Source organism: Microbacterium sp. Se63.02b, assembly GCF_014171575.1.
GTDB lineage: Bacteria > Actinomycetota > Actinomycetes > Actinomycetales > Microbacteriaceae > Microbacterium.
The window spans coordinates 837170-858074 of record NZ_CP050453.1; the positions used below are offsets into that span (position 1 = coordinate 837170).

Annotated in this window: 18 protein-coding genes, 1 tRNA gene and 2 pseudogenes; 14 read left to right on the plus strand and 7 right to left on the minus strand. The window is 68.9% G+C overall.

What is annotated here, in order from left to right; all coding sequences use genetic code 11:
• The first annotated feature begins 22 nt into the window (after positions 1-22).
• Positions 23-1096, plus strand: a complete 1074-nt coding sequence (locus tag G4G29_RS04165) for a substrate-binding domain-containing protein (RefSeq protein WP_202045558.1) — start codon at positions 23-25, stop codon at positions 1094-1096.
• A gap of 73 nt (positions 1097-1169) precedes the next feature.
• Positions 1170-2567: pseudogene (locus G4G29_RS04170) on the plus strand (FGGY family carbohydrate kinase).
• 35 nt (positions 2568-2602) lie between these two features.
• Here the strand turns inward: G4G29_RS04170 and rhaI are convergent.
• Positions 2603-3768: pseudogene (gene rhaI, locus G4G29_RS04175) on the minus strand (L-rhamnose isomerase).
• A complete protein-coding gene (locus G4G29_RS04180; RefSeq protein WP_183151919.1) occupies positions 3765-4145 on the minus strand; it encodes an L-rhamnose mutarotase in 381 nt (126 codons plus the stop codon). The pseudogene rhaI and the gene G4G29_RS04180 overlap by 4 nt, the downstream one beginning before the upstream one ends.
• A gap of 249 nt (positions 4146-4394) precedes the next feature.
• Here G4G29_RS04180 and G4G29_RS04185 point away from each other — a divergent pair, with 249 nt between their 5' ends.
• A complete protein-coding gene (locus G4G29_RS04185) occupies positions 4395-5363 on the plus strand; it encodes a LacI family DNA-binding transcriptional regulator (RefSeq protein WP_345941149.1) in 969 nt (322 codons plus the stop codon).
• Here G4G29_RS04185 and G4G29_RS04190 read toward each other — a convergent pair.
• Together G4G29_RS04190 and G4G29_RS04195 are read right to left on the minus strand one after the other, a co-directional pair.
• Positions 5303-7975, minus strand: a complete 2673-nt coding sequence (locus tag G4G29_RS04190; RefSeq protein ID WP_345941150.1) for a family 78 glycoside hydrolase catalytic domain — start codon at positions 7973-7975, stop codon at positions 5303-5305. The genes G4G29_RS04185 and G4G29_RS04190 overlap by 61 nt on opposite strands.
• A gap of 44 nt (positions 7976-8019) precedes the next feature.
• Positions 8020-8730 (minus strand): potassium channel family protein, encoded by a 711-nt coding sequence (locus tag G4G29_RS04195; protein WP_183151920.1) that lies wholly within the window; start codon positions 8728-8730, stop codon positions 8020-8022.
• A gap of 158 nt (positions 8731-8888) precedes the next feature.
• Here G4G29_RS04195 and G4G29_RS04200 point away from each other — a divergent pair.
• Positions 8889-8977 (plus strand) — tRNA-Ser (locus G4G29_RS04200).
• Between the two features lie 54 nt (positions 8978-9031).
• On the plus strand, positions 9032-9706 hold the full coding sequence (locus G4G29_RS04205) for a haloacid dehalogenase type II (RefSeq protein WP_183151921.1): 675 nt from the start codon (positions 9032-9034) through the stop codon (positions 9704-9706).
• Here G4G29_RS04205 and G4G29_RS04210 read toward each other — a convergent pair.
• Complete coding sequence (locus G4G29_RS04210) at positions 9703-10632, minus strand: LysR family transcriptional regulator (protein WP_183151922.1); 930 nt, start codon at positions 10630-10632, stop codon at positions 9703-9705. The genes G4G29_RS04205 and G4G29_RS04210 overlap by 4 nt on opposite strands.
• A gap of 47 nt (positions 10633-10679) precedes the next feature.
• Between G4G29_RS04210 and G4G29_RS04215 the strand changes: the two genes are divergently transcribed.
• The 6 genes from G4G29_RS04215 (at position 10680) to G4G29_RS04245 (ending at position 16444) form a co-directional block, all read left to right on the plus strand.
• Complete coding sequence (locus tag G4G29_RS04215; protein ID WP_210274237.1) at positions 10680-12056, plus strand: MFS transporter; 1377 nt, start codon at positions 10680-10682, stop codon at positions 12054-12056.
• 43 nt (positions 12057-12099) lie between these two features.
• Positions 12100-13029, plus strand: coding sequence for a carbon-nitrogen hydrolase family protein (locus tag G4G29_RS04220; protein WP_183151923.1), 930 nt, complete (start codon positions 12100-12102; stop codon positions 13027-13029).
• A 376-nt stretch (positions 13030-13405) separates the two neighbouring features.
• Entirely contained in the window at positions 13406-13960 is a 555-nt protein-coding gene (locus G4G29_RS04230; protein WP_274601213.1) for an NAD-binding protein, read from the plus strand.
• Positions 13957-14382, plus strand: a complete 426-nt coding sequence (locus tag G4G29_RS04235) for a carboxymuconolactone decarboxylase family protein (protein WP_244632383.1) — start codon at positions 13957-13959, stop codon at positions 14380-14382. Before G4G29_RS04230 ends, G4G29_RS04235 begins: the two co-directional genes overlap by 4 nt.
• Before the next feature lie 41 nt (positions 14383-14423).
• Positions 14424-15224, plus strand: coding sequence for an N-acyl homoserine lactonase family protein (locus G4G29_RS04240; RefSeq protein ID WP_183151925.1), 801 nt, complete (start codon positions 14424-14426; stop codon positions 15222-15224).
• Positions 15215-16444: an alpha/beta hydrolase gene (locus G4G29_RS04245; RefSeq protein WP_183151926.1), complete on the plus strand. Its 1230-nt coding sequence runs from the start codon at positions 15215-15217 to the stop codon at positions 16442-16444. Before G4G29_RS04240 ends, G4G29_RS04245 begins: the two co-directional genes overlap by 10 nt.
• Here G4G29_RS04245 and G4G29_RS04250 read toward each other — a convergent pair.
• Positions 16430-16960: a hypothetical protein gene (locus tag G4G29_RS04250; protein WP_183151927.1), complete on the minus strand. Its 531-nt coding sequence runs from the start codon at positions 16958-16960 to the stop codon at positions 16430-16432. The genes G4G29_RS04245 and G4G29_RS04250 overlap by 15 nt on opposite strands.
• Positions 16961-17059: 99 nt before the next feature.
• Positions 17060-17962: a LysR family transcriptional regulator gene (locus G4G29_RS04255; protein WP_183151928.1), complete on the minus strand. Its 903-nt coding sequence runs from the start codon at positions 17960-17962 to the stop codon at positions 17060-17062.
• Between the two features lie 241 nt (positions 17963-18203).
• Here G4G29_RS04255 and G4G29_RS20555 point away from each other — a divergent pair, with 241 nt between their 5' ends.
• From G4G29_RS20555 to G4G29_RS20565, 3 genes are read left to right on the plus strand one after another with little or no spacing between them, the layout of a single operon-like run.
• On the plus strand, positions 18204-18365 hold the full coding sequence (locus tag G4G29_RS20555) for a hypothetical protein (RefSeq protein WP_202045562.1): 162 nt from the start codon (positions 18204-18206) through the stop codon (positions 18363-18365).
• Complete coding sequence (locus G4G29_RS20560) at positions 18362-19300, plus strand: CoA transferase (protein ID WP_202045564.1); 939 nt, start codon at positions 18362-18364, stop codon at positions 19298-19300. Before G4G29_RS20555 ends, G4G29_RS20560 begins: the two co-directional genes overlap by 4 nt.
• Positions 19297-20598, plus strand: coding sequence for a CaiB/BaiF CoA-transferase family protein (locus G4G29_RS20565; RefSeq protein WP_202045566.1), 1302 nt, complete (start codon positions 19297-19299; stop codon positions 20596-20598). The genes G4G29_RS20560 and G4G29_RS20565 overlap by 4 nt, the downstream gene beginning before the upstream one ends.
• Positions 20599-20905: the final 307 nt, after the last annotated feature.

Below are 20905 nucleotides of genomic sequence, written 5' to 3' on the forward strand. Positions count from 1 at the left end.
ACCACCCAACGAGAGGAATCCCATGTTCACCAAGAAGAGCCGCATCGTCGCTGCTTTCGCCGTCAGCTCGGTCGCCGCGCTGATGCTCGCCGGCTGCGGCGCCGGCGACCCGAACGCGAACGCCGGCGGAGACGACAGCGGTCAGGAGCGCATCACCATCGGTGTGAGCGTGTACGACATGTCGTCGTTCGTCACCGAGGGCAAGGAAGGCATCGAGCGCTACGCCGAGGAGAACAACATCGAGATCCTGTGGAACTCCGCGGGTCTCGACGTCAACACGCAGGCGAGCCAGGTCGACCAGTACGTCACGGCCGGCGTCGACGCGATCGTCGTCATCCCCGTGCAGGCCGACTCGCTGCAGCCGCAGATCGCCGCCGCGAAGGCCGCGGACATCCCCTTCTTCGACGTGAACGCCTCGCTCAACAGCGATGACCTCACAGGCTCGGTGCAGCCGGATGACGTCGCCGCCGGTGAGCAGGAGGCGCAGATGATGATGGACGCCCTCGACGGCAAGGGCAACGTCATCATCCTGCAGGGCCCGCTCGGCGGCTCGGGAGAGATCAACCGCGGCAAGGGCATCGACAACGTGCTCGCCGAGAACCCCGACGTGAAGGTCCTCGCGAAGGACACCGCGAACTGGAAGCGCGACGAGGCCGTCAACAAGGTCAGCAACTGGATCTCGGCCTTCGGCGACGACATCGACGGCGTCATCGCGCAGAACGACGACATGGGCCTCGGCGCCCTGCAGGCCCTCAAGGAAGCCGGCATGACGGATGTGCCGATCGTCGGCATCGACGGCATCGCCGACGGACTCGAGGCCGTCAAGAACGGTGACTTCATCGGCACGTCGCTGCAGAACGGAACGGTCGAGTTGTCGGCCGGCGTCGCCTACGCCGCCGCCGTGGTGCGTGGCGAGGACGTCAAGGAGAACCCGGTCTACCTGATGCCCGCGATCACGAAGGACAACGTCGACGAGGCGATCGGTCACGTCGTCACCGAGCGCGACGCGTTCCTGAAGAACCTCAGCGAGATGACCAACAAGAACCTCAAGAGCGGAAACATCGCTTACGAAGGTCTCACCGGCCAGACTGAGTGACGGCTGACCTCGAGCCACGAGGGTGCTCCGGCGCCCTCGTGGCTCGAGGCGTCGCAGACGAAGGGAGAACCGGATGCCGCCGACCTATGTCGCGGGCGTCGACTCGTCCACGCAGAGCTGCAAGGTGAGCGTGCACGACCTCGCCACCGGGGAGGTCGTGCGCAACGGTCGCGCCTCGCATCCGTCCGGAACCGAGGTCGACCCTGAGGCGTGGTGGTCGGCTCTCCAGGCGGCGATCGCGGACGCCGGGGGCCTGGACGACGTGTCCGCCATCTCGGTCGCGGCGCAGCAGCACGGACTCGTCGCGCTCGACGCCCAGGGCGACGTCGTCCGCGACGCTCTCCTGTGGAACGACGTCCGCAGCGCTGATGCGGCTGCGGCGCTCGCGGCGGAGGTGGGCGCCGAGGAGTACGCGCGCCGAGTCGGGGTCGTCCCGGTGGCCTCGTTCACCGCCGCGAAGCTGCGTTGGCTGCGCGACCAGGAGCCGGAGAACGCCGCGGGTCGCCGCGGTCGCCCTCCCGCACGACTGGCTCTCCTGGCGGCTCCGAGGCTACGGTCCCGCGCGTGCGAGCGAGCTCGGTCCCGATCTCGACGCCCTCGCCACCGATCGCTCCGATGCGAGCGGCACGGCGTACTGGAGTGCCGCGGCGGGCGAATACGACCTGGGGCTGCTCGAACGCGCACTCGGTCGAGTCCCCGCCCTCCCGCGCGTGCTCGGCCCCGCCGACCGGATGGGGGTCACTCTCGGCGGTGCGGTCGTCGGCGCCGGTCTCGGCGACAACGCCGGCGGTGCCCTCGGACTCGGGCGCGTCCCGGTGACGCGGTCATCTCGATCGGCACGAGTGGGACGGTGTTCGCGGTCTCCGACCTCCCGATCAGCGATCCCCGCGGCGTGGTGGCGGGTTTCGCCGACGGCAGCGGCAACTACCTGCCGCTCGTCGCGACGCTGAACGCGGCGAGGGTGCTCGATGCGATCGCCGGCCTCCTCGGGGTCGATCACGGCGAGCTCGCCCGCTTGGCGTTGGACTGCGCGCCCGGCGCGGACGGGCTCGTCCTGCAGCCCTACTTCGAGGGGGAGCGCACGCCCAACCGCCCGGATGCCACGGCGACGCTCTTCGGCATGTCGCTGTCTTCCACGCGACGCGAGACGCTCGCCCGCGCCGCGATCGAGGGACTCCTGTGCGGGCTCGCCGACGGCCTCGATGCGATCCGTCGCTGCGGAGTGCCCGCCGGACGCATCCTGCTCATCGGCGGTGCCGCGCGCAACCCGGCGGTATCGCAGATCGCCACTCAGGTGTTCGACGTGCCTATCGTGGTGCCGGGCATCGACGAAGCTGTCGCACGCGGCGCGGCCGTGCAGGCCGCGTGGGCGCTGACCGGCGAGCGTCCGTCGTGGACCGACGAGGACGCACGCTCCTTCGCGGCGGACCACCGTCCGCTCATCCGCCAGCAGTACGCCGCCCGGGCCTGAGGGCACGGGCGGCGGCGGACGGCGAGCGGAAGCCGTCAGGCGCCCCAGCCCGCCTGCACTCCGCCGACGCGCTCGGCGGCGATCTTCTGCTGGTAGCCGGACGCGGCGTACGCGGCCATCGGGTCGGCGGCGAGGCCGCGGCTCTCCGCCATTCGGCGAGGGCAGGGCGGACATCGGTGTAGAAGGCGTCCATGAAGACCGCGTTCGCGGCGAGGACGTCGCCGGACTTCTGTGCGGCGGTGAGGGCGTCGCGGTCGACGAGCAGCGCGCGGGCGGTCATCTCCTGCACGTTCAGCACCGAGCGGATCTGGCCGGGGATCTTGTCCTCGACGTTGTGGCACTGATCGAGCATGAACGCCACGTCGGGGTTGTTCAGACCGCCGCCGCGGATGACCTCGAAGAGGATGCGGAACAGCTGGAACGGGTCGGCGGCGCCCACGATCAGGTCGTCGTCGGCGTAGAAGCGCGAGTTGAAGTCGAACGAACCGAGCTTGCCGAGGCGCAGCAGCTGCATGACGATGAACTCGATGTTCGTGCCGGGCGCGTGGTGGCCCGTGTCGAGGCAGACCATCGCCTTGTCTCCGAGAGAGCTCACCTGGGCGTACGAGGTGCCCCAGTCGGGGACGTCGGTGTGATAGAACGCGGGCTCGAAGAACTTGTATTCGAGCACGAGGCGCTGGTCGTCGCCGAGGCGCGCGTAGATCTTCTGGAGCGACTCCTGCAGTCGGTCCTGGCGACCGCGCAGATCGGCCTGGCCAGGATAGTTCGAGCCCTCGGCGAGCCAGATCTTCAGGTCGCGGCTGCCCGTCGCGTCCATCACGTCGATGCAGGCGAGATGGTGATCGATCGCCTTCTGGCGGATGGCGGCGTCTTCGTGCGTGAGGGCGCCGAACTTGTAGTCGTCGTCCTGGAACGTGTTGGAGTTGATGGTGCCGAGCGTGACCCCGAGGTCTTCGGCGTGCGCGCGCAGATCGTCGTACGAGTCGACGAGGTCCCACGGGATGTGCAGGGCCACCGAGGGAGCGAGCGCCGTGTACGCGTTGACCTGCGCGGCGTCGGCGATCTTCTCGTACGGATCGCGCGGGGTGCCGGGAGTGCCGAACACCTTGAAGCGGGTGCCGGAGTTGCCGAACGCCCAGCTGGGGAGTTCGATGGCCTGCTGCTCGAGGGCGGCCAGGGTGTCGGGCGAGAGGATGCTCACGATGCGCTGCTTTCGTTGTCGGTTGCGGGGGTCGGTGTCATGCCGGCGGCGGCGAGCTGGTCTTCCAGGTGGAACACCTCGGTGAGGGCCGTGGCCGCCTGGTCGGGGCGCCCGTCGAGGCCGACGAAGAAGCGACTCATCTCGGCCTCCCAGCGGGCGGCGACGGGTGAGGCGGCGAGGTATGCCTGGGCGGCTGCGTCGTCATCGGTCTCGTAGTAGCCGATGAGCGTTCCGCCCTCGTCGAGGAACAGCGTGTAGTTCCGGCGTCCTGCTCTGGCGATCTCGGCGAGCATCTCCGGCCACACGGGCGCGTGTCTCGCGAGGTATTCGTCGAGCAGCTCGGGCCGCACGTGGAGGCGGAAGCCGATGCGCGTCATGGGGCTCCTCTGCCGATCGTGACGGGATATTTATGAATCGTTTCAACGCCCATCGTAAGCCGACGGTCCTCGACGCGTCAAGCGGGGCCGCCGGTCGGGCATGGGCTACTGTCGAACCGCAGCGGGGGAAGGCGGATGCGACCGTGACGCACACGCCGAGATCCGCATCCGGCCGGCGGGATCGTGCCGTCGACAGCGACGAGGAGCAGCAGTGGCAGTGAGTGTGCGCGACGTCGCAGCGGCCGCGGGGTGGCTGTCGGCACGGTGTCGAACGTGCTGAACCACCCGGACAAGGTCGCGCCGGCGACCGTCGCGCGGGTGCAGGCGGTCATCGCGGAGCTCGGATTCGTGCGCAACGACGCGGCGCGCCAGCTGCGCGCGGGGCGCAGTCGCAGCATCGGGTTGGTCGTGCCCGACGCCGGCAACCCCTTCTTCGCCGATGTGGCCCGTGGCGCCGAGGCGCGTGCGGATGAGGACTCGCTCGCGGTACTGCTCGGCAACAGCGACGAGGACCCGTCGAGGGAGGACAACTATCTCGACCTGTTCCGCGAGCAGCGGGTGAACGGCGTGCTCATCACCCCGGTATCCGGCGACGTCGAGAAGCTGTCGCGCATGCAGGCCGCGGGCATCCCGGTCGTGCTCGTCGACCACGAGGTTCCTGGATCGGCCTTCTGCTCGGTGTCGGTCGACGATGTCGAGGGCGGCTTCCTCGCCACACGGCATCTGCTGCAGCAGGGGCGACGTCGCATCGCCTTCCTCGGTGGACCCTCGTCGATCGCGCAGGTCGCCAACCGACTATGCGGCGCTCGGCGTGCGGTCGCCGAGGAGCCGGATGCGACGCTCGAGGTGATCGGGATGCCGGCGCTCACGGTGCTGCACGGCCGGGCGGCCGGCGAGGAGATCGCCGCTCGTGTCGACGCCGAGCGCCCCGATGCGGTCTTCGCCGCGAACGACCTGCTCGCGGTGGGATTGCTGCAGGCGCTGACGATGCTCCGCACGGTGCGGGTGCCGGACGACATCGCCCTCGTCGGCTACGACGACATCGACTTCGCCACGGCCACCGTCGTCCCGTTGACCTCGGTCCGGCAGCCGGCGCAGCTGATCGGTCGAACCGCCGTCGAACTGCTGCTGCGGACGATCAGCGACCCGGATGGCGACTACGAGCGCCGCGTGCGCTTCCGTCCCGAACTCGTCGTGCGGCGGTCCACGACGGGGTGACCCGCGGTCGCGTGGCCGCGGTCGTCAGACGCGCACCGCTCGGGAGTGCGCGCCGTGTCCGAGTTCTTCGGTCTCGAGACCGGGGATGTCGAGCTCTGCGGTCGTGCCGACCGGGACGACGAGATCGACGAGGAGTGCGTCCTGCTCGATGCGCCAGGAGATCGAGGCTTCCCCGTAGGGGTGAGCTGCACCGCCGCGGCGTGGGTGAGTCCCCCTCCAGGACGTGGGGCGAACCGGATGCGCCTGTATCCCGGGGCCGCGGGGGCGAGCCCGGCGACCCGGCGGTGCATCCAGTCGGCGACCGCACCGAGTGCGTAGTGGTTGAACGAGGTCATGGTGCCGGGATTGACGCTCCCGTCGGGAAGCAGCGCATCCCAGCGCTCCCAGATCGTGGTCGCGCCCTGGACCACCTGGTAGAGCCACGATGGACAGCCCTGCTCCTGCAGCAGCGCGTAGGCGGCAGCGGTGTGGCCCGTCAGGGTGAGGGCATCGCAGACGAGGGGAGTGCCGACGAATCCGGTCGCGATGCGGTTGCCCGCGGCGTGCACGAGGTCGGCGAGACGCGCGCCCGCCGCCGCGCGCTGCGCCTCGTCGGCGAGGAGGTCGAACACGATCGCGAGCGCGTACGCGGTCTGGGCGTCCGAAGACATCGTGCCGTCGGGGTTCACATGGGCGGCACGGAAGGCGGCCGCCACCTCGGCGGCCAGGATGCCGTAGCGCTCGGCGTCGGCCTCGCGGCCGAGCGCGACGGCCATGTCGGCGACGACGCGGGCGGAGCGCGCGAAGTACGCCGTGGCCACGAGGTAGCGATCGGTGCGGGCATCGGCCGGGTCCTGCGGGGGCGCGGCGGGATCGAGCCAGTCGCCGAGCTGGAAGCCCTCGTCCCACAGCCGATCGGGACCCGCGGCGGCGTCGATGCGGTCGACCCAGCGGCGCGCGCTGTCGAACTGCGCCGCCAGGACGCCCTCGTCGCCGAAGCGCTGGTACAGGGTCCAGGGCAGCAGCGTCGCCACGTCGCCCCATGCCGCACCGGGACGGATCGGCGACCAGACCTTGTGCGACGGGATCACCGGGACGAACCACGGCACGGTGCCGTCGGGAAGCTGCTCGGCCTCGACGTCTCTGAGCCAGCCGGAGAGCATCCCCGAGACGTCGAACAGGGTCGACGCCGTGGGGCCGAAGACCTGGATGTCGCCCGTCCAGCCGACGCGCTCGTCCCGCTGCGGGCAGTCCGTGGGGATGTCGACGAAGTTGCCGCGCATCCCCCAGACGACGTTGCGGTGCAGCTGTTCGACGAGCGGGTCGGAGCACGCGAACCACCCCGTGCGCTCGAGGTCGGTGTGCAGCACGCGCGCGGTGAGGGCACCCGCTGCGACATCCGCATCGAGGTCACCTGGCCAGCCGGCGACTTCGGCGTAGCGGAAACCGTGGAAGGTGAACCGCGGCTCCCATTCCTCGCCGTCGGGGTGACCGGCGAGCGTGTAGGCATCGCTGGAGCGGGCGCTGCGCAGGGGGCGCGTGTACAGCTCGCCCTCCTGGAGGACTTCGGCCGTGCGCAGCGTGACCGTCGTGCCGCGCTGCCCGGTGACGCGGATGCGGACGCGGCCGACGAGGTTCTGTCCGAAGTCGAGGATGCGCGCGCCATGGGGCGAGGTGAGCACGGCGACCGGCGTGATCTCTTCCGTCACCCGCACCGGCGGTCCGGTCGGGGCGACGAGGGTGTGCGGATCGCGATCGCGGACCGAGACCGGCAGCCAGGCGGTGTCGTCGAACGCCGCGGTCGACCAGCCGGGCAGCTCCTGCCGTGCGTCGTAGTCCTCGCCGTCGTAGATGCCGGAACGGAGGATGGGGGAGAGCGTGGCCCGCCAGGTGTCGTCTGTGGCGACCGTCTCACGTCGTCCGTCGGCGTACGTGATCTCCAGCTGTCCGAGGAACGAGAGGTCGGAACCGAAGATGTTGCGGTGTCCGCCGCGCCACCCCAGTCGACCGCGATACCAGCCGTCGCCGAGCCAGGCGCCGATCGCGTTGTCGCCCTCGCCGAGCAGCGTCGTCACGTCGTAGGTGTAGTACCGCAGGCGTTCGCGATACACCGTCCATCCGGGGGAGAGGGTGTCGGAGCCGACGCGCATCCCGTTGATCTCGGCGTCGTAGAGCCCGTGTGCCGTGGCGTAGAGCCGTGCATGGGCGATGGGACCGTCGATGCGGAAGGTCGAGCGCACCAGAGTGGCTCGACGGGCGTCGCTCTCGGGGTCTTCGTCGAGGTCGAGTCCGATCGGCCCGGCCGACCAGTCCGCCGGGTGGAGCAGTCCCGTCTCCAGCCAGGTCGGCGGACTCGACGCCGACCACGTGCCGTCGATGCCCTGCACCGCGACGCGTACGCCGACACGCTCGCGCGAATCGAGTGCGCGGCTCGGCCAAGGCACCAGCACCTGCTCGGAGGACACCACCTCGACGGTCTCGCCTCCCGCGGCGCGAGTGAGGGTGATCGCGTACGCGCGCTGCTGCCACCCCTCCGGGGCATCGTCGAGCGTCCAGCTCATGCGCGGTCGGGCTTCGCCGATGCCCAGCGGCTCGCGGTGGTGTTCGATGCGCGGCGCGGAGACGGTCGTCATGCCCCTCATCCTCCCGGATCCGACCGACGTCTCACCGTGCCCGCTCAGGCGACCGGCGGGGTACTACGTCTCGCGCTCGCGCCGCGCATGATGCGGGCGACGGCGGTGATGAGGAACAGCTGACCCGTGATGCCCTCGGCCACCGCGACGGCCTGGCCTCCGGCGCCCGCCGGCACGAGGTTGCCGTACCCGGTCGTCGTGAGCGCGGTGAAGGAGAAGAAGAGCTGGTTGCCCAGCGACTCGGGGCTGTCGTCACCGAACAGCGGGGTCGGCGAGATCTGCGACATCAGGTTGTAGACGAACGCGAAGAACATGCCGACCAGGATGTACGCCGTGATCGCGGCGAGCAGCGCCTCGAGGTCGAGTCCGCGCCGCGTGACCTGGTGCGCGATGATCACCCAGGGCGCGACGAGCAGCGCGACCATCGACGCCGCCGACAGCGGGATGGCCAGCAGAGGACCGTCGGCTCCGAGCGCCGCCGCCACGATCGCCGCCGCGCCAGCGACGGAGAGGACCACCCACGACACGCGCTGAGCGAGACGGCTCGCTCCGGTGACGTAGAAGACCACCGCGACCGTCGCCAGCATGAAGAGGAAGGCCCAGGGGCTCGGATCCGTGCTCGGTTGCAGGGCGCACAGACCGTACGAGGCGATCAGCAGGGCGAGCACGATCGCGTACCCGATGGCGCGCCTGCTCCACAGTCGCTCGGAGGGGCTCGCCTCCACCCTGTCGTGCATCGACGGCATTCCGGTCATGGCGTCTCCTTCGCATCGGTGGGTCGAGCGCCGCGATCTGCGGTCAGTATCCCAGCCTGCGAGGGAGTGTTCGGGAGGCGGGGCGGGACGCGGTTCGTGTCCGCTCCACATACCCGTTATGATTGCCTGGTGCATCCGTGCTTTCGGGTCGGATGCCTGGAGACGTCGCATAGTCCGGCCGAGTGCACCACCCTGCTAAGGTGGAGTCCCCTCACGGGGACCAGGGGTTCAAATCCCCTCGTCTCCGCACTTTCTTCTTCCAGAAGACCCCTCCGGTCGCCGTCCACGGCAGACTCGAATCATGATCCGCGACATCACGACGGTCGTCTTCGACGTGCTCGGCACTCTCGTCGACGAACCGCGAGGAATCCGTACGTCGATCGTCGACGCCGTGGGGCCGGGGCATGACTCCGACGAATTGCTCGGCGTCTGGCGCGGGCACGTCGAACGTGAGCAGCGACGCATCGCTCGGGGGGAGCGCGAATACGTCGACACCGTGACACTCGATCACGAAGCCGCCGTGCGGGTGGGTGATACCGCCGGTGTCGACGATCCGGCGGTCATCCAGCGGCTCGCCACCGCGTCCCAGCGTCTGTCGCCGTGGGACGACGCGGTCGAGGGTGTCGCGCGTCTCGCGGACCGGTTCTCCGTCTTCGGACTGTCGAACGCGGCGCCCGAGACCCTGCGCGGGCTGAGCGCGCATACCGGGCTGTCGTGGCATCGAGCCCTGTCGGCCGACGCTGCCCGTGCCTACAAGCCTGCTCCCGAGGTGTACGCCCTCGCCGTGGAGGCGGCAGGCGGCGATCCGACGCGCGTGCTCATGGTCGCGGCCCACGCGTGGGATCTGCGAGGGGCGCAGGCAGTGGGCATGCGCACCGCCTACGTGCGACGCCCCGTGGGCGATGCCCCGACCCCGGCCGACGAGTTCGACGGCCGCTTCGACGGGCTTCAGCGACTGGACGACGCCCTGGCCTAGAGTCCCTGCACCTGCACGAACGTGTTGCACAGCTGGCGGATCCACTGGTTCTCGATGAGGCCGTCGACCTCCGTGCGCCAGAGCGCCGAGATCGTGAACCGGGGCATCTGCAGGGGAACGGGCGACACGCGGAGGTCGAACATCTCGCCCACGCGCACAGCGACGTGCTCGGGGATGGTCGCGATGACGGGAAGGTCGAGGAGGATCGGTCCGATGCCGCTGAAGTGACTGATCGTGCACAGGGTGTTCCGCTGGTGGCCCATGGCGGCGAGCACCTCGTCGACCCAGCCGCGTTGCAGGTCGTAGGACACGCGAAGGTGACGCGTCTCGATGTACTCGCGGGTCGTGAGCGGGTTCGAGAGGTTCAGCAGCCGCGGGTTGTGCACACAGCGGTAGTCGCCGGAGAACATCGGCTCGGCCCGGAAGTCGGCGGCCATGTGCGCGGGGGTCGTGGTGAGCACGACATCGATGAGCGGGTCGTCGAGCGTCTCCCGCCACAGATGACTATTCGTCTGGTGGATGGCGAAGTTCACGCTCCAGTTGTGGTCGAGCTTCTGTCGCGCGACCCAGGGTCCGAACAGCATCTCGATGTCGTCCGACATCGCGAGGTGGAACGTGCGTGCGCTCTGCCACGGCTCGAACTCGACGTCGTCGAGGATGACCGCAGCGATCGTGCTCAGGCTCGGACCGATGCTCAACGACAGGGAAAGAGCCTTCGGCGTCGGGGTCATCCCCGAGCGGGACCGCTCGAACAGCGGGTCGTCGAAGAGCTTCCTGAGTCGGCCGAGCGCAGCGCTCACGGCGCTCTGCGAAAGGCTCAGCTTGTAGCCCGCTCGGGTGACGCTGCCCTCCTGCATGAGGGCCTGGAACACGACGAGCAGGTTGAGATCCACCTGGTGTAAATCGATCCTGTTGATACTGCCCATGATAAACATCGGTTTGACTGTTGTCGATATGCACCGCAGATTGGGGGATGAGACTTCATGTGACCAAGGGAGATCACGCCATGGACGACACCGCCACCGACAGGTCAGCCTCGGCTGCTGCCGAGCATCCGATCACCGCGACGACCGCACTGACCCGTTCCGACCGCACCCGCCGCATGACGGCCGTCGGCATCGGCAACTTCATGGAGTGGTTCGACTTCGCCATCTACGGCTATTTCGCCGCCATCATCGGCGCCCAGTTCTTCCCCTCGGGGAACGCGACCGCGGAGATGCTCTCGGCGCTCGCGGTCTTCGCGGTCGGGTTCATCTCCCGGCCCTTCGGCGCTCTCATCCTCGGCCCGCTCGGTGACAAGCTCGGCAGGCGGAGCGTGCTGATCATCACCGTCCTCGGCATGGGCATCGTCACCACCCTGATCGGACTGACCCCGTCTTTCGAGACGATCGGCATCGCGGCCCCGATCATCATCGTCGTCCTGCGGCTGCTGCAGGGCGGGTTCGCCGGGAGCGAGTGGACCAGCGCCGCCGCCTACATCGGGGAGAGCGCGCCGACGAAGAAGCGCGCCATCTACGCGAGCGTCGTCACCGGCACGGCCGGGCTCGCGTTCCTCGTCGGCACCGTCACCGCGGCGACCCTCACGGTCGCGATCCCGGAAGACGCCCTCAACACGTGGGGCTGGCGCATCCCGTTCATCGGCTCGCTGCTCATGGCCGTGATCGCGATCTACATCCGCCGGAAGCTCGTCGACACCCCGGTGTTCGAGGAGGTCGAGCGCAAGCGCGCGGCGAACACGATCGAGCACACCGCCGCATCGGCGAAGGTCAAGGCCTTCGTGATGACGCTCGCGTTCTCCGGTGTCTTCGGGGTGAGCCTCTACTACCTCATCACGTACATGAACAACTTCCTCTCCGGACCGGTGGGGATGCCCCGCGTCGACGCGCTCGTGGTGTGCGGAATCGTGATGGCGATCTATGTGGCGTTCAACCCTCTCGTCGGCGTCGTCGTCGACCGCATCGGGCGGCGTCCGGTGCTCTTCACCGGGCTCATCGGTCTGGTCGTGTGGAGCGTCCCCGCGTTCTGGCTGATGAGCACGGGGAACCCGTGGCTCGCCGGCATCGCGATGGTCCCGTTCGCCCTCTTCGTGGCGTGCACGGCAGTCGTGAACAACGTCCTGCTCGTCGAGGTCTTCCCCGCGTCGATCCGCGCCACCGGTTCGGCGATCGGATACAACGTCGCCTACGCCGTCCTCGCAGGACCGGGCCCGCTCATCGCCGCGGCGCTGGTCGCCGGCACCGGCATCCTCATCTCGCCGGCCTTCTACGTGATCGCCGTCGCCGTGCTCGCCCTCGGGATCCTTCTGCCCACGCTGAAGGAGACCAAAGGCATCGACATCTCCCGTGGCTGAGCGCTCGGGCATGTCGGAGGCAAGGCAGACGGAGGAGGAGACGATGACGGATACGCACAGGGTCGCGGTGGTGCAGGCGGCGGCGATCCCCTTCGACGCCGCGGCCTCGACCGGCAAAGCGGTGAAGCTGCTCGCCGAGGCGGCTCAGGGCGGCGCCCAGGTGGTGGTCTTCCCCGAGGCGTTCATCGGGGGATACCCGAAGGGCAGCACCTTCGGATCGCCCGTCGGGATCAGGACGGAGCAGGGACGGGATCAGTATCGGCGGTATGCCGAGGGCGCCGTCCGCGTCGATGGTCCGGAGATCGCGCAGCTCTGCGAGGCCGCACGAGAGCACGGGGTGTTCGTGGTCATCGGCATCATCGAACGCCTCGGCAACACCCTCTTCTGCACAGCGGTCATGATCGACCCGAACAGCGGCGTCGCCGGTCTCCACCGCAAGCTCATGCCCACGGGTGCCGAACGACTGATCTGGGGCTTCGGCGACGGATCGACGCTCGACACGGTCGATTCACCGGCGGGCCGCATCGGCACCGTCATCTGCTGGGAGAACTACATGCCGCTGCTGCGACAGGCGATGTATGCCAAGGGCGTCGAGCTGTACTGCGTTCCGACGGCCGATGACCGGCCGACCTGGGCGGCGACCATGATGCACGTCGCCGTCGAAGGGCGCACCCATGTGCTCTCGGCGTGCCAGTTCATCACCAAGGATGCCTTCCCGGCGGACCATCCGTTCGATGCGGAACCGCCGCACGGCGACACGGTGATGCGCGGCGGGAGCATGATCGTCGCACCGTCCGGGGAGGTCCTCGCCGGTCCGGTCTTCGATGAGGAGACGATTCTGTTCGCCGACATCGACCAGGGCGACAAGACCCGATCCCACCTTGATTTCGACGCTGTGGGGCACTACTCACGACCGGATGTCTTCGAGCTCCGTGTCGACACACGCCCGCAGCGCTCCGTCGTCTTCGACTGAGCACGCACGGGCTCGAGGGAAAGGCGACGGATGTCGACCACACTGTTCATCGGTCTCGGCCACATGGGGGCCCCCATGGCCATCAGACATGCGCGCGTCCACCCCACGGCGGTCTTCGACCTGTCCGGCGAGGCGGTCGCGGAGGTCGTGCGCTCCGGAGGGGCCGTCGCCGTGGATGCGCTCGACGACCTCCCCGCCGGCGTCGGAGCCGTCATCCTGATGCTTCCGACCAGCAGACACGTCGAGAGCATCCTCCTCGGAGGGGAGGGGCTGCTGGCGACGCTCGAGTCGGGGACGATCGTGATCGACATGGGCTCGAGCGAACCGGACAGCACCCGCGCGCTGGCAGCGGAGGCAGCTCGCCGGGGCATCGACTATGTCGACGCCCCGGTGTCCGGCGGCGTCCCCAAGGCCGTGTCGGGCGAGCTGGCGATCATGGTCGGGGGACGACGGCGGCCGTCGAGCGGGCGATGCCGCACCTCGACGTGCTGGGGCCTCGATCCTGCACGTCGGCCCCGCCGGTGCCGGAGACGCCGCGAAAGCTCTGAACAACCTCGTGAGTGCGAGCAACATCGCCGTGGCCAGCGAGGCGCTCTCGATCGCGGAGCGCTTCGGGATCGACCCCGAAACCATGACCGCGGTGCTCAACGAGGCGACGGGACGCAGTCAGGCCACCGAACTGAAGTTCCCCCGGTACATCCTCACCGGCTCGTTCGACAGCGGCTTCGCCTACGACCTCATGCTCAAGGACATGACGATCGCGATGGGCATCGCAGACGGACTCGAGACGCCGGTGGTCGACACCGTCTTCGAGACGTTGCGCGGGTCACGCGGACGCCTCGGCGACGCCCCGGACCATACCGAGATCGGTCGGCTGTACGGACTCGGCACGACCCCGCACGACCCCACAGAGAAGGAGACATCGAAGTGAGCGATTCCCCCGCATCCCTCGACCCCCAGGCGTACATCGACGACATGGCGGCGAAGCGAGGATACGTCCTCGACTATCACAAGGTCATGGCGAAACAGGATTTCCCTGTGCTCCAGGCCGCCAACCACATGGTGTCTGCGGCCTACCTCGACCAGCGCACGCTCGACCGCAAGACGAAGGAGCTGATCTTCATCGTCTCGCTCACGGTGATGCGCGCGTCCAAGGGGCACATCCAATCGCACATCCGGGTCGCGCTCGATCTGGGCCTGACACCGACCGAGATCCTGGAGGCGATCGAGATCGCTCTTCCCGAAGCGGGCATCGTCGCCTTCCAGACCGGGTTCGAGGCCTGGCGCGAGGTCGTGGGCGCCGACGGCATCGAGCCCAGCGTCGAGGTCCATCAGGGCGGCTCGGGCGAGTAGCCCGGCCCGACGACGAGTCTCGGAGGATCAGGATGCCGGAGATGCAGAGCGAGACCCGCGAGTGGCAGGTCGTCATCGTCAAGCACGGAACGCGCAGCACCACCCGGTCGGACGCCTTCATGAACTACTCGTTCTACGGGGAGCATGATGCTCCCTTCCGTCTCGACTATTTCTTCTGGGTCCTTCGCAGCGGCGACGACGTGGTGATCGTCGACACCGGGTATTCGGGCACGGAGGGCCGCAGACGAGGGCGCGAGGTGCTCGTCGATCCGGTCGACGCCCTCCGCGCGCTCGACATCGACCCGACGGCGGGTCATCCCGTGGTGATCACCCATGCGCACTACGACCACATCGGCAACCTGACCGCGTTCCCGCGATCGCCGATCCACATCTCGCAGGCCGAGGTGGGGTTCTGGACGGGGCCGATGGCCGAGAAGACCCTGTTCGCGCACTTCGGCGATGCGTCCGCCGGCGAGGCGATGGCGTCCGCCGAGTCCGACGGTCGACTCCGCGTCTTCCGTGAGCACGTCGACGTCGCACCCGGCGTGCGTGTGACCGCGGTGGGAGGGCACACCCCGGGACAGGCGATCGTCGAAGTGCACACGAGCGAGGGACTGGTGATCCTCGCGAGCGATGCGATGCACTTCCATGAAGAGCTGGAGGGGGACAAGCTGTTCCAGTCCATGGCGGACCTGCCGCTGTCGTTCGAGGTGCTGGAGGAGCTGCGCTCCCGCTCGGCCGCCCATCTGATCAGCGGTCACGATGCGGGGGAACTCGATCGGCACAGCCCGGTGGGCGGCCTGCTGAGGGGACTGGCGGCGACGATCGGTCGATGGCGATGAGCGACCGGTGGGATCAGGTGGTCGCCGACTCGCACGTGGGTGCGCTCGTCCGAGGGGTCGACACCGTCTTCTCGATCCAGGGGAGCAGCTGGACGGTGGTGTTCTCCGTCTCCGACCGCGTCATGCGGCGGATGGAGCTCGGAGAAGGAGACTGCGGGCCACGGTTCGTGCTGCGTGCGACGGACGAGGTGTGGGCTCTCGTCCTCGCCGAGCGTCCGGCGCCCGGATGGCAGAGTCCCCTCCACCTCGTCCGGACCGGGAGCATGGTCGTCGAGGGCGACGAGCGGGAGTATCTGCGGCACCTGCACGTCGTGCGCGCGGTGATCGAGGCCGCACGGCACACGGAGGCGATCGACGCCGTCGTGCCGCGCCGTCCGCTCTCTGCGGTCGGCAGCTACCATCGCGTACATTCGGCACTCGGCACCGCCGACATCTACGTCGAGAGGTGCGGTTCCGGTCCGCAGCTGCTGGCTCTCGCGACCGCGGGCAGTGACACGTCGCAATGGCACGGACTCATCACCGAGACGGACGTGACCGACCGCTACGAGCTGATCACGGTCGATCTGCCCTGGCACGGTCGATCGAGTCCGATCTTCGGCGACCCCGCAGGGTCGTGGACGCTCACGCCGGCTCGATACACGGACTTCATCGTCTCGGTCGCCGACGCGCTGGAGCTGCCGTGCCCCACACTGGTCGGCGCATCGATGGCCGGAGCGGCTGTGGTGCATGCGCTCGCGACGCATCAGGACCGCTTCGCCGGAGCAGTGGCATGTCAGGTCGGGCACGGGGTCGGCAATCGCGCTGTCGCGGAGCTCAGAGCTGCCGACATCGATGCCTCGGTGTTCGTGCCCGAGTGGACCTACGGGCTGATGAACCCCGCATCGCCGTCGTCATCTCGCACGAGGGTCTGGTGGGGGTACTCGTCCGGCGGGCACGGACTGTACGCCGCAGACATCGACTCGTATCAGCAATGGCGCTTCGAAGACGTGGCCGCCCTGCTCACCTCTGCGAGTCCGCACATCGCCGTGCTCAGCGGCAGTTACGACACGAGTGTGCCGCCCGAGGCCTCGCGCGCGCTCGCCGCAGCGATCCCGAACGCGTCCTTCGCCGAGATGCCGGAGCTCGGGCACTTTCCGCACGCTGAGAATCCGCGACGATTCTCGGCGCACCTGGAGTCCGCGCTCGAGCGCGTGGCGCAGCATCCTTCACGATCCGGGTGATGCAGGCGGGCGGGCGCCCTCCGAGCGGGCGACGCCGATCAGTTCGACCTCTGTCGACTCGTCGGCGATCCCGAACCGGATCAGCGCTCGCGGGTCGGCGCGGTAATCGGGCGGAGCGGTCGGGAGCGCGGCAGCGTCGAGCAGGGTGAAGTCCGCCGCGGAGCCGACGATGCGAAGGGTCCCGACGGGGAGGCAATCGGCCACGAACTGCACCTCCTTCTCGTGCTGGTGCACGACCGCAGCGGTGATCGACCACGCGGTGAACTCGTTCGCGGTGCGTGCGCAGACCCAGTTCTGCTGGGCGACGCCGGTCACGCGCAGCAGGGCGGTGTTGCCGCGAAGGCGCGTCGACTGTCGCAGCTCGAGGAGCACACCGACGGCTCCACCGAGCACGTCGACGATGACCCGCGTGATCTGGGCGCCGATCAGAGCGTCGGCGTGCAGGAACGGATTCTCCTCGTCCTGGAGGCTCGGAAATTCGCGGGGGACGCCGATGAGCAGGTCCCTAACCTTCATGTCGAATCGATCTCCCCAGTTTTCCCCCGATCATTCGACAATATGTGATCGCTGTTCACAAACTCTGTACGCCGAGTGTGAAACGAGATCCGATCGGGCTCAACCGATGAGCTCCAGACCGCCGACCGGGCGGAGCTCGTCGACCACCGCCGCCAGCCGCGCGCCATGCACGCTGTCTCTCGTGCGCCAGGCGAGTCCAACCTCGAACAGGATCTCCCCCTCGGCGAGGGGGAAGATCTGCATGCTCTCCTGATCGAGGAATCGAGTGGAGGGGAGGTCGGGAGAGATGGTGGTCAACATGAGCTCGCCGGTGCGTGCCATCCGATTCTGCAGGTCGATCATGTCTCGCAGGTCGACCTCGACGATGGACGCCACCCCTGCCTCATACAGGCGGTCGAGCATGGACTTCATCGGCTTGGGCTGCATCATCATCGGCAGGGAGAGGAGCGATCGCCCTCGCAGATCCGTCAGTCGGACGGGACGCCCGAGGTCCAGAGACGAGTCGCCAGCCGCGGCGATCGAGTAGTTGTACCTCGCCAGGGCGATCGTCTCGATGCCGGGCTCGTCGACCGGGAGGTGGACGAGCGCGATGTCGGTGATGCCGTGACGAAGGTCGTGGAGCAGCACGGACGACAGGGCGGACGAGAACTCGCCGAGCGGCTCTCCCGATCGTGCGAGGGCCTGCTGGAACCGCGAACTCAGGGCGCGCGAGGTCCACGGCGTCGCTCCGCTCCTGAGCATCGGCGAACTCTCGAACGCGAGGAGTTCGCACTCGTCGGCCTGGGCGATCATCTCGACGGCGAGCGGCAGCAGCCGTCGTCCGAACTCCGTCAGCGTGAAGCGGTGATAGGCGCGCGTGAACAGGTCGCGGCCCAGCTGCCGCTCGAGCTCGCGAACGGTCCTGCTCAGCGGTGACGCAGTCACATGGAGGATGTCCGCAGCGGCCGCGACCGTCCCCGTGCGCGACACCGCGACGAAGGCTCTCAACTGCGACAGCTCCATCTCGAAACTCTAGCCCCGCGAGGATTGCCCGATCGGTCCGATGCGGAAGCTTGCATCGGACCGTCCAGGTCCGGTGCGGTGAGCGGGATCGATCCGGATCCGGGGTCGTCGACAGACGTCAGGAGAGGACTCGTTCCGCCCCCTGCATCGGCGTCGATTTGCGCTGGGCCTGCCCCTCGAACGGCGGGAGAGTGAGGCGAGCCGCTCAGCGACGACGGCTCATTCACGAAGGAGTGATCGCATGCACCAGGTGGGAATCGACATGCCGCTCGCGGGTATCCGGATCATCGACGCGGTCGACAGCGACCTGCAGAATGTCGGCCGGATCCTGTCCGAGCTCGGTGCGGAGGTGATCCGGGTCGAGGCGCCCGGGGTTCGCCCGCACGCACGGCCGGCGTCATGATCGACGGTGCGAGCACCACGTTCGCGACGCGCAACCGCGGAAAGGCCTTCGAGGAGATCGACCTCGATGCTGCCGACGGGCGGAGCCGCTTCCGCGAACTGGCCAGGACCGCCGATGTGGTGGTCCGCGATCGGTCGGCGTGGTGGTGGGCGGATCGAGACCTGTCGGGCGCTGCCCTTCGCGCCGGGAACGAACGTCTCGTCGTGGTGGAGATCAGCGACTTCGGCAGCTTCGGCGATCGATCGTCCTGGCTCGGCACCCCCGATGTCCACGCCGCCCTGAGCACGGTGCTCTCGCGGTCGGGGCTCCCCGACGCGGCCACCCCGCTGCTGCCGCCCGAGTTCCTCGCCTACGAATCGGCGGCGGTGCAGGCCGTGTGGGTGGTGATGCTCGAACTCGCGCACGTCCGCGCTACCGCGCAGGGTGATGTGGCCGACTTCTCCGTGCAGGAGGGAATCGTGCAGATCCTCGATCCGGTCTTCGGCATCGGCGGGAGTGCGCGCGCCGGAGTACCGCTCCGAGACCTGCCGCGGGGTCGCCCCGACGCCCGACACCTGTATCCGATCTTCCCCGCGAAAGACGGCTGGGTGCGCATCTGCGTGCTCGCCAGGCGGCAGTGGCAGGGCATGTTCGAGTGGTTGGGTCGCCCCGAGGCGTTCGCGGACCCCGCTACGACGACACCCAGACGAGGTTCGGCGCCGCCGGCGAGCTGTACCCCTCATCGGCGACCTGTTCCGCACGCTCACGATGGCGGAGGCCGTCGAACAGGGGCAGCAGCTCGGCGTTCCGACCGCAGCGGTGGCGCAGTCCGCGGAGGTGCTGGGCGAGCGCGTTCCAGGAGAACGGCTCGTTCTCCCGTGCATCCGATCTGCCCGGAGCGCCGCTCGCCCACACCGGGTGGTTCGAGATCGACGACCGACGTGCCGGGCCGGTGACGGGCGCCGCGCATCCTCGACGCACGGGTGTGCCGATCGTCGAGGGGGCGCACCCCGGACGGCTCCCGTTCGACGGCCTGCGGGTGCTCGACCTCGGTGTGATCGTCGTGGGCGCGGAACTCGGCCGGCTCTTCGCGGACTACGGCGCTGACGTCATCAAGATCGAATCGAGCGCGTTCCCCGATGGGTCGCGCCAGTCCGCCGGAACCGCGACCGCCATCACCGAGGGCGCCAGTTGGGGGATGCGGAACAGACGCAGCCTCGGTCTGAACCTGCGCACCGACGAGGGCCGCGAGATCTTCTCCGAACTGGTCCGCCGCAGCGACGTCATCCTGACCAATTTCAAGCCGGGCACGCTGGCCTCGCTGGGGTTCGACACGGAAACGCTCAGCGCGCTCAACCCCGGCATCATCCTCTCCGAGTCCAGCGCGTTCGGAAACCACGGTTCGTGGAGCAGGCGCCTCGGCTACGGGCCGCTGGTGCGCGCGAGCGCCGGGCTCTCGGCACTCTGGTCATATCCCGGTGACGCCGACGGGTTCAGCGATGCGATCACGATCTTCCCTGATCATGTGGTGGCCCGACTGAACGCCGCAGCCGTCGTCGCGCTGCTGCTGCGTCGGGACCGCACGGGACGAGGCGGGCGCGTGAGCACGGCCCAGGTCGACGCGATCTTCGGCGCGATGGCCGACTGGCTGCTGGCAGAGGAGCTGCAACCGGGGGCAGGCATCCGCGGGGAGGGGAACGATCGAGGCTCTGACGGATTCCGCGGAGTCTTCCCGGCGGCCGGCGACGACGAGTGGCTCGTCGTCGACGCCGTCGGGGATGCACGGTTCGCGGCGACGGCCCGCACGATCGGCCGCCCTGACCTGCTCGACGACCCGCGCCTGCGCGCCGCGGAGCAGCGTGTGGTGCACCGGAAGGAGCTGCGACGGCTGTTCGCGGAGTGGTCGGCGACGAGGAACCCGGGCGAGGCCGCGGCGAGTCTGCAGGCCGCAGGAGTACCTGCCGCCCCGATGCTCCGCCTCGACGACATCGAACGCGATCCGCACCTCATGGTCCGCGGGGCGTTCGGCACCCTGACGCAGCCGCAGCTGCCCGAGCCGCTGCCCGCGAACCTCGGCGAGGCCAGAACCGTGACGCTGCCGCCGCCCCTGCTGCGTCCGGCACCGCTGCAGGCCGAGAACACCAGGGACATCCTCCGCACGCTGCTCGGCGTCGAGGAATCCCGCATCACACAGCTGCTCGAATCCGGCGTGCTCGAGGAGCATCCGTCCGCAGCTCCCGTACCGACGGCATAGCGACACAGAGAAGGACGACGACAGATGACCATGGCAATCGACGCGAACCCGACGTTCGAGATGAGCGGCACCAACGTGGACGTGGGAGGTGACGGAGCCGTGATCGCCGAGCAGCGGGGACGCGTGCTCCTGATCACCCTGAACAGACCGGATGCGCGCAACGCGGTGAACCTCGCCGTGATGATCGGGGTCGGGGAGGCGCTCCGATACGCCGAATCGACGGATGACGTGTGGTGCGTGATCATCACCGGAAGCGGCGACAGGGCGTTCTGCGCCGGAGCGGACCTGAAGGCGGCAGCGGCGGGCG

What these genes read in the sequence shown, in the direction of transcription:
- G4G29_RS04165 (WP_202045558.1), top strand. Translation starts at nt 23, where the DNA reads ATGTTCACCAAGAAGAGCCGCATCGTCGCTGCTTTCGCCGTCAGCTCG.
- G4G29_RS04180 (WP_183151919.1), bottom strand. Translation starts at nt 4,145, where the DNA reads ATGACGCGCATCGGCTTCCGCCTCCACGTGCGGCCCGAGCTGCTCGAC.
- G4G29_RS04190 (WP_345941150.1), bottom strand. Translation starts at nt 7,975, where the DNA reads ATGACGACCGTCTCCGCGCCGCGCATCGAACACCACCGCGAGCCGCTG.
- G4G29_RS04195 (WP_183151920.1), bottom strand. Translation starts at nt 8,730, where the DNA reads ATGACCGGAATGCCGTCGATGCACGACAGGGTGGAGGCGAGCCCCTCC.
- G4G29_RS04205 (WP_183151921.1), top strand. Translation starts at nt 9,032, where the DNA reads ATGATCCGCGACATCACGACGGTCGTCTTCGACGTGCTCGGCACTCTC.
- G4G29_RS04210 (WP_183151922.1), bottom strand. Translation starts at nt 10,632, where the DNA reads ATGGGCAGTATCAACAGGATCGATTTACACCAGGTGGATCTCAACCTG.
- G4G29_RS04215 (WP_210274237.1), top strand. Translation starts at nt 10,680, where the DNA reads ATGAGACTTCATGTGACCAAGGGAGATCACGCCATGGACGACACCGCC.
- G4G29_RS04220 (WP_183151923.1), top strand. Translation starts at nt 12,100, where the DNA reads ATGACGGATACGCACAGGGTCGCGGTGGTGCAGGCGGCGGCGATCCCC.
- G4G29_RS04230 (WP_274601213.1), top strand. Translation starts at nt 13,406, where the DNA reads ATGTCGACGCCCCGGTGTCCGGCGGCGTCCCCAAGGCCGTGTCGGGCG.
- G4G29_RS04240 (WP_183151925.1), top strand. Translation starts at nt 14,424, where the DNA reads ATGCAGAGCGAGACCCGCGAGTGGCAGGTCGTCATCGTCAAGCACGGA.
- G4G29_RS04245 (WP_183151926.1), top strand. Translation starts at nt 15,215, where the DNA reads ATGGCGATGAGCGACCGGTGGGATCAGGTGGTCGCCGACTCGCACGTG.
- G4G29_RS04250 (WP_183151927.1), bottom strand. Translation starts at nt 16,960, where the DNA reads ATGAAGGTTAGGGACCTGCTCATCGGCGTCCCCCGCGAATTTCCGAGC.
- G4G29_RS04255 (WP_183151928.1), bottom strand. Translation starts at nt 17,962, where the DNA reads ATGGAGCTGTCGCAGTTGAGAGCCTTCGTCGCGGTGTCGCGCACGGGG.
- G4G29_RS20555 (WP_202045562.1), top strand. Translation starts at nt 18,204, where the DNA reads ATGCACCAGGTGGGAATCGACATGCCGCTCGCGGGTATCCGGATCATC.
- G4G29_RS20560 (WP_202045564.1), top strand. Translation starts at nt 18,362, where the DNA reads ATGATCGACGGTGCGAGCACCACGTTCGCGACGCGCAACCGCGGAAAG.